The organism is Corynebacterium sp. HMSC056E09, assembly GCF_001813425.1.
Lineage (GTDB): Bacteria > Actinomycetota > Actinomycetes > Mycobacteriales > Mycobacteriaceae > Corynebacterium > Corynebacterium hesseae.
Map to the genome: position 1 here is coordinate 35,246 of NZ_KV812475.1, position 10,061 is coordinate 45,306.

Annotated in this window: 7 protein-coding genes, 1 tRNA gene and 1 pseudogene; 5 read left to right on the top strand and 4 right to left on the bottom strand. The window is 62.8% G+C overall.

Annotated features, from left to right (window positions below; all coding sequences use genetic code 11):
* Positions 1 to 71 precede the first annotated feature (71 nt).
* Complete coding sequence (locus HMPREF2912_RS00515; protein WP_010189920.1) at positions 72 to 275, top strand: cold-shock protein; 204 nt, start codon at positions 72 to 74, stop codon at positions 273 to 275.
* On the opposite strand, the gene HMPREF2912_RS00520 is transcribed toward HMPREF2912_RS00515, so the two are convergent.
* Positions 272 to 865: a DedA family protein gene (locus HMPREF2912_RS00520; RefSeq protein WP_154736787.1), complete on the bottom strand. Its 594-nt coding sequence runs from the start codon at positions 863 to 865 to the stop codon at positions 272 to 274. The genes HMPREF2912_RS00515 and HMPREF2912_RS00520 overlap by 4 nt on opposite strands.
* Positions 866 to 1,066: 201 nt before the next feature.
* On the opposite strand from HMPREF2912_RS00520, the gene topA reads away from it, so the two are divergent.
* Complete coding sequence (gene topA, locus HMPREF2912_RS00525; RefSeq protein ID WP_070524116.1) at positions 1,067 to 3,997, top strand: type I DNA topoisomerase; 2,931 nt, start codon at positions 1,067 to 1,069, stop codon at positions 3,995 to 3,997.
* 544 nt (positions 3,998 to 4,541) lie between these two features.
* Here topA and HMPREF2912_RS00530 read toward each other — a convergent pair.
* A complete protein-coding gene (locus tag HMPREF2912_RS00530) occupies positions 4,542 to 5,915 on the bottom strand; it encodes a DUF418 domain-containing protein (RefSeq protein WP_046647867.1) in 1,374 nt (457 codons plus the stop codon).
* Between the two features lie 32 nt (positions 5,916 to 5,947).
* The gene (locus tag HMPREF2912_RS00535; protein ID WP_070511233.1) at positions 5,948 to 7,480 is read right to left on the bottom strand and encodes an adenylate/guanylate cyclase domain-containing protein; all 1,533 of its coding nucleotides are present in this window, start codon (positions 7,478 to 7,480) and stop codon (positions 5,948 to 5,950) included.
* Here HMPREF2912_RS00535 and HMPREF2912_RS00540 point away from each other — a divergent pair.
* The 3 genes from HMPREF2912_RS00540 to HMPREF2912_RS00550 all read left to right on the top strand — a co-directional run bounded on the left by HMPREF2912_RS00540 (position 7,479) and on the right by HMPREF2912_RS00550 (position 9,613).
* Complete coding sequence (locus HMPREF2912_RS00540; protein WP_083299195.1) at positions 7,479 to 8,726, top strand: DNA polymerase III subunit delta'; 1,248 nt, start codon at positions 7,479 to 7,481, stop codon at positions 8,724 to 8,726. The genes HMPREF2912_RS00535 and HMPREF2912_RS00540 overlap by 2 nt on opposite strands.
* A 102-nt stretch (positions 8,727 to 8,828) precedes the next feature.
* Positions 8,829 to 8,904 (top strand) — tRNA-Thr (locus HMPREF2912_RS00545).
* 193 nt (positions 8,905 to 9,097) lie between these two features.
* Positions 9,098 to 9,613, top strand: a complete 516-nt coding sequence (locus HMPREF2912_RS00550) for a ClbS/DfsB family four-helix bundle protein (protein ID WP_034969882.1) — start codon at positions 9,098 to 9,100, stop codon at positions 9,611 to 9,613.
* Here the strand turns inward: HMPREF2912_RS00550 and HMPREF2912_RS00555 are convergent.
* Positions 9,582 to 10,061 (bottom strand): annotated as a pseudogene (locus tag HMPREF2912_RS00555) (DNA recombinase); the annotation flags it as partial. The gene HMPREF2912_RS00550 and the pseudogene HMPREF2912_RS00555 overlap by 32 nt on opposite strands.

Here is a 10,061-nt window from a genome sequence, read left to right on the forward strand (position 1 = left end):
TGTAGGTGCCCAAACGTGGCACACTGGTGCACTAGTTTGCACTACTTTATTTCCGCAAAGGACAACTCATCATGGCATACGGTACCGTCAAGTTCTTCAACGCCGAAAAAGGTTACGGCTTCATTGAGCAGGAGGACGGCTCCGGCGACATCTTCGTGCACTACACCGAAATCCAAGGAACCGGCTTCCGCACCCTCGAAGATAACCAGCGCGTCTCCTTTGAGATTGGGGAAGACGCTAAAGGCCAGCAGGCCACCAACGTCGAGGTGGTTTAGGGGGACTCGGCGTAGCCGCGCCGGGTATCCCACCATTCCAGCAGCTTATTCTGCCCCTTTTGCAGGCCGAAGCCGATGATGATGGCGGCGATGATGGAAATGAGCATGGCTATCGCGGGTGAGCCGGAGAAGGCCACGCCGCCGAGGTAGCCAATGGCTAGCGCCTGCGCCACCCACAACAGGACACCGAAGGTGTCGAAGAAGAAAAACAGCGGCCAGGGATAGCGCATGGAGCCCAGCAGAATCGTCATAAACAGGCGGGCCGAGGGGATGAAGCGCGCGATGATGATGGCCGCGCCGCCGCTGCGCCGAATATTACGCTTGACCCACGTCAAAGCGTCGTAGGCCTTCGTTCCCTTTTGGGCTCTATTAATAAGGGCGATGAGCCGCGTTCCCAGGAGGAAGCACAAGTTATCCCCCAAAATTGCGGCAACCATGGCGACGAAAAACATGGTGGGAAGGTGGGGGAAACCTTGGGAGCCAGACCAGGCGCCCACCATGTTGAGGGGAACCTCCGAAGGCAAAACGGGGAAGAAGCAGTCGAGGAAAATCAGTGAACCCACCAGCGGATAAATCCACTGTGTGGCCATGATGACCTCGAACCATGCAGTAATAGACGCAATCACGCTGTCTCCCAGTTGTGTGCTGTGAGGCGAATCCTCGGACGGCCAGTATAGACCCCCGGTTGTGTGGACGTGAACTGGCCTGAATAACTAGAGTAAGCCTCTATCTGTGTACTCTAGGGGCAATTGCCCAGCAGAGGACTAGCCATCGGAAGGGATGAAGTCGAAGTGGCAGAAGCTACCGGCCCGGGGAAGACCCTGGTCATCGTCGAGTCAGCAACCAAGGCGAAGAAGATTCAGCCTTACCTCGGCGATAAGTACATTGTTGAGGCCTCCGTCGGCCACATCCGGGACCTTCCCCGCGGCGCCGCCGACGTCCCCGCCAAGTATAAGAAGGAATCCTGGGCGCGCCTCGGTGTTAACCCGGAGGATAACTTCACCCCGCTGTACGTCATCAGCCAGGACAAGAAGAAGAAGGTCGCTGACCTCAAGGCCAAGCTGAAGCAGTGCGATCAGCTCTACCTCGCAACAGACCCCGACCGCGAGGGTGAGGCCATTGCCTGGCACCTGCTGGAAGTACTCAAGCCCAAGGTGCCGGTGCGCCGCATGGTCTTCAACGAGATCACCAAGTCCGCCATCCTGGAGGCAGCGGAAAACACCCGTGAGCTTGATGAGAATCTCATCGACGCCCAGGAAACCCGCCGCATCCTGGACCGCCTCTATGGCTACGAGGTCTCCCCGGTGCTGTGGAAGAAGGTCATGCCGCGCCTGTCGGCTGGCCGCGTGCAGTCGGTGGCCACCCGTGTCATCGTCGAGCGCGAGCGCGAGCGCATGGCATTCATCCCCGCCGAGTATTGGGATCTCACGGCAACGCTGAAATCCACGCCGGACTTCGACGCGCGCCTGAGCGCCCTCGACGGCAAGCGCGTGGCCGCGGGCCGCGACTTCAACGATAGGGGTCAGCTGAAGAGCGACGAGGTGGTCGTCGTCAAGCAGGCTCAGGCGGAGCAGCTGGCCAGTGCGCTGGAAGGCTCCACCATGACCGTGGCTAGCGTTGAACACAAGCCTTATTCGCGCAAGCCTTCCGCGCCGTTTATGACCTCGACGCTGCAGCAGGAGGCTGGCCGCCGCCTGCACTACACCTCGGAGCGCACGATGCGCATTGCGCAGCGCCTCTACGAGAACGGTCACATCACCTATATGCGTACCGACTCGACCTCCCTGTCCAAGCAGGGCCTGGATGCTGCGCGTGAGGCTGCCTCCTCCATCTTCGGCGCGGAGTTCGTCTCAGATGGACCGCGCCGGTATGACCGCAAGGTGAAGAATTCCCAGGAGGCCCACGAGGCCATCCGTCCCGCCGGCGAGCGTTTTGCCACCCCGGGCCAGCTGGCCGGGCAGCTCGACGCCGAGGAGTACAAGCTCTACGAGCTGATTTGGAAGCGCACCGTGGCCTGCCAGATGGCTGACGCCAAGGGAACCTCGATGAAGGTGACCGCGGCGGTCAACGCCGGCGGCCACGACGCTGACTTCTCCGCCACCGGCCGCACGATTACCTTCCCGGGCTTCCTCAAGGCCTACGAGGACGTGGCGGCGAAGGACTCAAAGGGAGAGTCCCGCCTGCCGCACCTGAACGAGGGCGACACGCTGAAGACGTCCGCGGTTACTGCCGACGGCCACTCCACCAACCCGCCGGCGCGCTATACCGAGGCCAGCTTGGTCAAGAAGATGGAAGATTTGGGCATCGGGCGCCCGTCGACGTACGCCTCCATCATCAAGACCATCCAGGACCGCGGTTACGTGCTCTCCCGCGGCAACGCGCTGGTGCCCTCGTGGGTTGCCTTCGCGGTTGTGGGCCTGCTGGAGAATAACTTCACCGAGCTCGTGGATTATGACTTCACCTCCTCCATGGAGGATGAGCTCGATGCTATTGCCGCCGGTTCGGAGAACGGCACGGATTGGCTGAATAACTTCTACTTCGGCAACACGGAGGCCGGCGAGCGCAAGGCCGCATCTATTGCTCGCCACGGCGGCCTGAAGTCCTTGGTGGACATCAACCTGGAGGCCATCGATGCCCGCCAGGTCAACTCCCTGCGCCTGTACACCGACGCGGAAGGCCGCGATGTCTTCGTGCGCGTGGGCCGCTACGGTCCGTATATCGAACGCGCCGTGGGCACCAACGAGGACGGTACGGTGGAGTACCAACGCGCCAACCTCTCGGAGACGGTCACCCCGGATGAGCTCAACGAGGCTTTGGCGGAGAAGCTCTTTGCCACCCCGCAGGGCGGGCGCGAGCTGGGCCAGAACCCGGGAAACGGACGCACCATCGTGGCCAAGGAGGGTCGTTTCGGCCCGTACGTGACCGAGCAGGTGCGTGACGACGAGCGCGAGAAGGCCGAGGCCGAAGCCGAGGAGATCGTTAAAGAGGAGCGCGCCGCCGAGGACGCCCAGCGCGCGGCCGAGGGCAAGCGTGCCAAGAATTGGGAGACCAAGACCGCGGCGAAGCAGAAGGAAAAGCGCATTGCTGAGTACGTCGAGGAGAAGCTGAAGCCGGGCACTGCCTCACTCTTTGCTTCGATGGAGCCGGCCAGCGTCACGCTGGAGGAAGCACTGAAGCTGCTGAGCCTGCCGCGTGAGGTGGGCGTGGACCCCTCGGACGGCGAGGTCATCACCGCGCAGAACGGCCGCTATGGCCCGTACCTGAAGAAGGGCAAGGATTCCCGCTCCTTGGCCAAGGAGGAGCAGATCTTCTCCATCACTTTGGACGAGGCGCGCCGCATCTACGCGGAGCCGAAGCGCCGCGGCCGCGCGGCCGCACAGCCGCCGATTAAGCAGCTGGGTGACAACGACGTCTCTGGCAAGCCGATGACGGTCAAGGACGGCCGCTTTGGCCCGTACGTCACTGACGGCACGACGAATGCCTCGCTGCGCCGTGGTGACGATCCGGAGCAGCTTACCGACGCCCGCGCGAACGAGCTCCTCTCCGAGCGCCGCGCCAAGGACGCCGCGAACGGTGGGGCGAAGAAGTCGACGAAGAAGAGCACTAAGAAGTCGACCAAGAAATCGACCAAGAAGGCCACGAAGAAGTCGAGCAAGAAGGCGACGAAGAAGCCTTCACCGGGCACGAAGAACGTGGTCAAGGCCGGATCGCGCAGGAAGTAGCAGGACATGAAGACCAGCTTCGCCCGCGACATGCTGGACCGCACCCAAGAGGGCACCGAGGCTCTCCTGCGCGCGGTGGGCCCGGCCTTTGCTGGCCGCGATCACCTCACCCTCGGCGCGCTCGCCGCGGGGGAGACTGCAGTCTGGTCACGCCTGTTTAACTGGCGCATGCTCGGCACGGCCACGACCGCCGCTGTACCCGTGCTGTTGGCCCTGCGCCCAGACTGCGCACCGGAGACCCGCGTGGGGCTTATCGCCGCTTCGCTTGGCCAGGCCGCCAAGCGCGGCGCACCAACGACGTTCGGCGTGACGTGCGTGAGCGTGCAATACGCATCCTTCGCGTGGGCGCTGCGCGGTGCGCGCAATGATGCGCTGGGTTGGGGCCTGCGCGCCGGCGCGTGGGCCGCGGGCAGTGCACTGTCCCGTACTCGCTGCGAGCGCCGCGCCACGGCTATCGCCGGAATCCCGGCGGCTGCGCTCTCCGCGCTAGCTGGTGACCCAGCCCTGCGCGCTGCTGAATCTACGCAGGGGCTGAGCCACGGTGCTAACCTGCTTCTGGCCTCTGAGGCGCTGACGGTCCTGAACCCGGCTGAACAGCGCCAGGATGCGGGCCTGCGTGGCCGGGTTCTGGATGCGGCGCAGTCGGCGGCACAGACGGTAGGCCTGGTGCTGCTGGTGGATGGGCTGGCGCGGAAGGGCCGCGGTTAGGCGCAGCGCCTAATTCCGGGCGCATCGTCTTGCCATAGGACAAGCGTCGGTGTACCCATTCGAAGGGCCCGGGCTTGCCCGCGGCCTCGAGCGCGCAGGCGATGAGGAGCGTTGCTAGCCATACGCCGGTGGCTAGCGCTGCCTGGCCCGCGGCGCTGAGCTCCGGGCCAATGTTGAGGGTAAAGGGGTAGACCAGCGCCAGGAAGAACACGGACTGCAGCACGTAGCCGGTCATGGAACGCTTGCCCAGCGCAATCAGCGGCCACAGGAACCAGGGGCGCGCACCACGGCGCTGCAGGGGTTCTAGGGCGAGTGTTGCCCCCGCCACGATGCCCGGCCCGGTGAGCATGCCGATGCAGCTATTCGCCGCGTTGAGGGGTTCCGCTAGAGCTGGGTCCAGCACCCCAATCGTCGACAAGCCCCAGGGCAGGCCGAGGAAAAGGATGATGGCTAGGGCCAAAATGGTCCACGCCCACAGCTCGCGCCGATGGCCCCCGGCCAAGGTTCCGCGGCGCGCCCACACGAAACCTACGAGCATCACCGGAAGGACCAAGGCTCCCGTCAGGGGAACGGAAAAAGCTTGGGCGCCGACCATGATGGCCTGCTCACCCAGCAGCTCCCAGTAGGATTCGGCGGCGGTGAAGCCGCTGAGATCAAACTCCGACGTATCGACAAGCGCGGCCCCAACGCCCATTCCGATACCCGCCACAACCAGCAGCGCACAGAACCCGTAGGCCACGCGCATGAGGAGCTTGTCGGTTAAAGTAAGCAGCAACGCAATGAGCATGCCCATCGCGCCGTAGAGCAGCATGATGTCGCCGGAAAAGAGGAAGAGGCAGTGGAGGGCACCGAATAAAGCCAGAAATCCATAGCGCTTAGCCAACACGGCCTGCGCGCGCCGCAGTGGGAAACCGCGTCGCCACAAGCTCATCGCGATAAGCCCCACGCCAAAGCCGAGAAGCGTGGAGAACATCGGCAGGCCGCGCACATGCACGAACATGGCGGAAAAGACCACATAGACTTCGTCAACGAGGGTATCGACGCCGCCGAAATAGGCATCGGGGCCATCGCCGTCGTTCATAATCCACGCGGTGCAGACATTAGCCAGCGCGATGCCCAGCAGGGCCATGCCGCGGGCGACGTCGGGGACGAGAAGACGAGGACTCGAATACTGGCGTGGCGGATGGGGCTGGTGGGGCTGATGAGGCATGGCCCCAAGCTACCAGAAGCACAAAAACTTATTTATCCGAGAGCGCGTTCCGCCAAGGTCGGGCGAATCGGGCGCGCCAGCTGCGTCATGCGGCGGCGCCCGCGCAGCTCAATAGACTTCATCAGCGTCCAGCGCGCTTGCTCTGCCTCGTTGGCGCCGCGCAGCGTGGCGGAGTTGGTGAGCACCTGGCCCGGGGTGTCCTTGGCCAGTTCGGTGAGACGGGCAGCCTCGTTGACGGCATCACCAATGACGGTGTACTCGAAGCGGTCCGCACCACCAATGTGCCCGGCCACCACGTGGCCCGCGGCCACGCCGATGCCCGCCTGCAGCCGCAACCCGCGCAGTTCCTGGCGAAGCTCGCGGGCGGCCTGCAAAGCCATGGAGTTCGCGTCGTAGACCGTCAGCGGGGCACCGAAGACGGCCAGGGCGGCATCACCCTGGAACTTGTTGATGATGCCCTTGTTCCGGTGCACCACCTCAACGACGTGCTCAAAGAACTTGTTGAGCTCCTCCACCACTTCTTCCGGGGTGTGGTTGACGGCGAAGGTGGTGGAGCCGATGACGTCGATAAACAGCACGGCCACTTTGCGGTCCTCTCCGCCCAGCTCCGGGCGTTCCTCCAAGGCGCGCTGGGCCACCTCGGCGCCGACATAGCGGCCGAAAATATCGCGCACGCGCTGGCGCTCGCGCAGGCCGCGCATCATCTCGTTAAAACCGGCCTGAAGAACGCCGAGCTCGGAGCCGTCGTAGATGTCCACCTGGACGTCACTCTCGCCGCGGCGCACGCGGTTGATGGCGTCCTGCAGCTCAATGATGGGATCGACCACGCTCATCATCGCGAACATGGTGCCCATGAGCCCGGTGCCCAGCGCGGTAACGGTCAGCGCAACGATAGCCGGCATGATATCTGAGGTCTCCGGGCTAAACAGGCCTGCCTGCTGGCCCATGAGGACAAGCACGATGCCGATGAGCGGGATGCCGGAGGTCATCATCCAGGTGGAAAGCAGGCGGTACTTAATCGGCGGCTCCAAGGTGGAATCCTCAAAGCGCCGCGCCACGGCCTCCGCAGCCACGGGGCGCACGAGGCGCTCCGCCTGCAGGTACGTCAACAGCACGATGAGGCCGCCAGCCAATGCAGCAGAAACACCGACTACCACGGCCAGCCGCGCCGAGTGCTGGCCTGCCAGCACCACCGCCAAGATGATGCCCAGCAGCCACACACCCGCGGCCACACCGGCCTGGTAGAGCGGGATGCGCAGGACTAGGTTGCGCACCATATTGGGATCATGGTCGTCGGGGCTGCGCTGCCAGTCCAACACTGGCCTGAACAGCCGAAGTGTTACCGCTATGCCGATGATGACCGCAAAGGTCACGAACAGCGTGCCGTAGGTCCACAGGTGGGGCGTGTGAGCGATGAAATCGGAGATCTCCGGCATGGGGAGAAAGAAGACCACGAAGGTCATGATCGCAATGGCGCCGATGATGTTGGCTCCAAGGACGAGCGCGGCGTACATCGGCCATTGAGTGCCCCATAACCAGCGGGCGCCACGCATCAGTCTGTTCATGATTAACAACTCTAGTTATCCCAGTAGGCTAGGGCGAGTGAACACCTCCAGCGTTGCCGAAAGGCTTGCCGACGCCCCCTCCGTCTCCCACACCATCCTCAGTGCTGCCCGCGCGGCTCGCGGTGAGGGCGACTCGCGAGCGATGAGCCACTCCTGGCTATTTACCGGGCCCCCGGGTGCCGGCCGTTCGCTGGCCGCGCAGTGCTTCGCCGCAGCACTCATGTGCACGTCCGCCGACGAGAACGGCAACCCCGGCTGTGGGCGCTGCCCCTCCTGCCAGAGCGTCCTAGACAATCAAGAGCACACCGACTTGGTCTACGTGGACCCGCAGGAGCAGTTCATCACCGTGGGCGAGGCCCGCGACGTCATCGGGCGCGCCGCCAGCCTGCCGAGCGTGGCGCCGTGGCGCGTGGTCATCTTCAATAAGGCCGACCGCCTGCGCAATGAGGCCGCCAATGCGTTGCTCAAAACTGTGGAGGAGCCCCCGGAGCGCACCGTCATCATCATGGTGGCGCCCTCGGAGGACCCGGAGGACTTCTCGGTCACGCTGCGCTCGCGCTGCCGTCACCTTTATATTCCGGCGCCGAGTGTGGAGGGCGTCGTCAAGCAGCTCGTCGCCGAAGGTGCCAGCGAGGATGACGCGCGTCTGGCCGCCGTGACCACCCTGCGCCACGTGGGGCGTGCGCGACACCTGGTCAACGAACCCGCCGCGCAGAAGCGCCGTGCCATGGCCATCAACCTGGCTGAGGACGTCTTCCACGGCTCCCAGGCCTTCCAGTCTGTCACCGCGTTGCTGAAATTCATTGAGAAGGAAGCTAAGGACTCCCACGCGGAGGCAGAGGAGGCGGAGCGCTCCAAGATTGAACAATCCTTCGGCGTCGGCGCCAAGGGCAAGGGCGCGACCAAGGCGCAACGCGACGCCCGCAGTGCCCTGAAGGACATGGAGGAGCTTCACAAGAAGCGCGCTAAACGACGCATCTCCGATGGCCTCGACATCGCCCTCGTGGATCTCGCCGGTATTTACCGCGATGCACTCATGCTGAAAGTCGGCGCTGAGGTGGAGATGACCCACCCGGACTTCGCGGGCCTGGCGGGCGAACTTGCCCAGCGCGTGAGCGAAGACGGCTTGCTGGCCGCCCAGTCCGCTATCCGCACCTGCCGCGAGCAGCTGCCGCAGAACGTCACCCCGCAGGTGGCTTTCGACGGCATGGTGGGCCGCCTGCGCCTGGCCTGTGGCGCGCGCTAACCAGCACGTGTGCTGCGTGCACACTACAGGTGATAGCCCGATTTCTTTATCAGCCCAGGCCTAGGCTAAACTCTCAGGCGGTGCATATACACACTGCATCGTGCCGCCTTAGCTCAGTCGGTAGAGCATCTCACTCGTAATGAGAAGGTCGCGAGTTCGATTCTCGCAGGCGGCTCCACTTAGACGTCGGATTTGATAAGTACCCTTTTGCGTTAGCGAGTATCGCTTAGGGGGGTGTGAAAAATCGCTTGCGTTAGCGGGTTTGGGTTTTGCGTTAGCGGGTATCTTGTTTGCCCTAGTAAAATGCGTATTCAGGGTTTAACGCGCTAACGAAGCGTTAAACCTAAGGCCGTTTCACGAGGAGGTGTGTGGTGAGATCGTATGCGTCCGGCGATGAACTAGCCGCAGAGATTACTAAGCGTGGCGAACTTTTTATCGGCGAGTTCGTAGGCGTTCCTGGCGATGGTTGGGACCGGCTGGTTGACGGTGTTGACCGCACGCCCCGGCAGATGATCGCCTACCAGCTTGGCTGGATGGAATTACTGCTCGGCTGGGAACGTGACGAACAAGCCGGTCTTGACGTGGTGACTCCGGCACCTGGTTTTAAGTGGAATCAACTGGGCGGATTGTATGAATCGTTCTACCAACGCTGGGAGCAGGTATCTACTGAGGATTTGATCGACAGGTTCAAGATCCTGCTTGGTGAGATAGTCAAAATGGTGGGCGGTCTAACCGAATCAGAATTGTTTAGTTCGGGTCAGCGTGCGTGGGCTTCTTCCACCCCGTCGGCGTGGCCGGTGTGGAAATGGGTGCATATCAACACCGTCGCGCCATTTACGACGTTTCGCACCAAAATCAGGAAGTGGAAGAAACTGGCAGCCTGCTAGCAATAGGCACGGTGATTTCAGTGCCGATTCTGAAGACGAACTGGATCTCGTTGGCTCCGATAACGGCATGGTCGATAAGCGCTGTCCACTGGGATGGTTGAAAATGCTGGATGGGCTTGTCGGCCAACTGGGTGTAGGCGGTTTTGATCGCAGTGGCCTTGGCACTCTTGGCAGCAATCTCGGCCTCGATGGCTTGTTTGCGGCCCAGGGTTTTCTGGTATCGCGCTTCTAGCTGGGTGTAGCGGGCGAGGTATTGGTCCTGGTCTTGCGCTACCCGCTGATTTTCTGCAACCAATGATTCAATCTCGCTGGCAAGAGCGCGGATTTTCTCGTCTAGGCGCTTGGACTCCGCTTCGAGCTGGTCTGTATTAAACATGGCGTCGATGACCTGTGGTAGGTGGCTTTGTCCGCGATAGGACCTGACCCCTGTTTGGTAGACACCTGATAT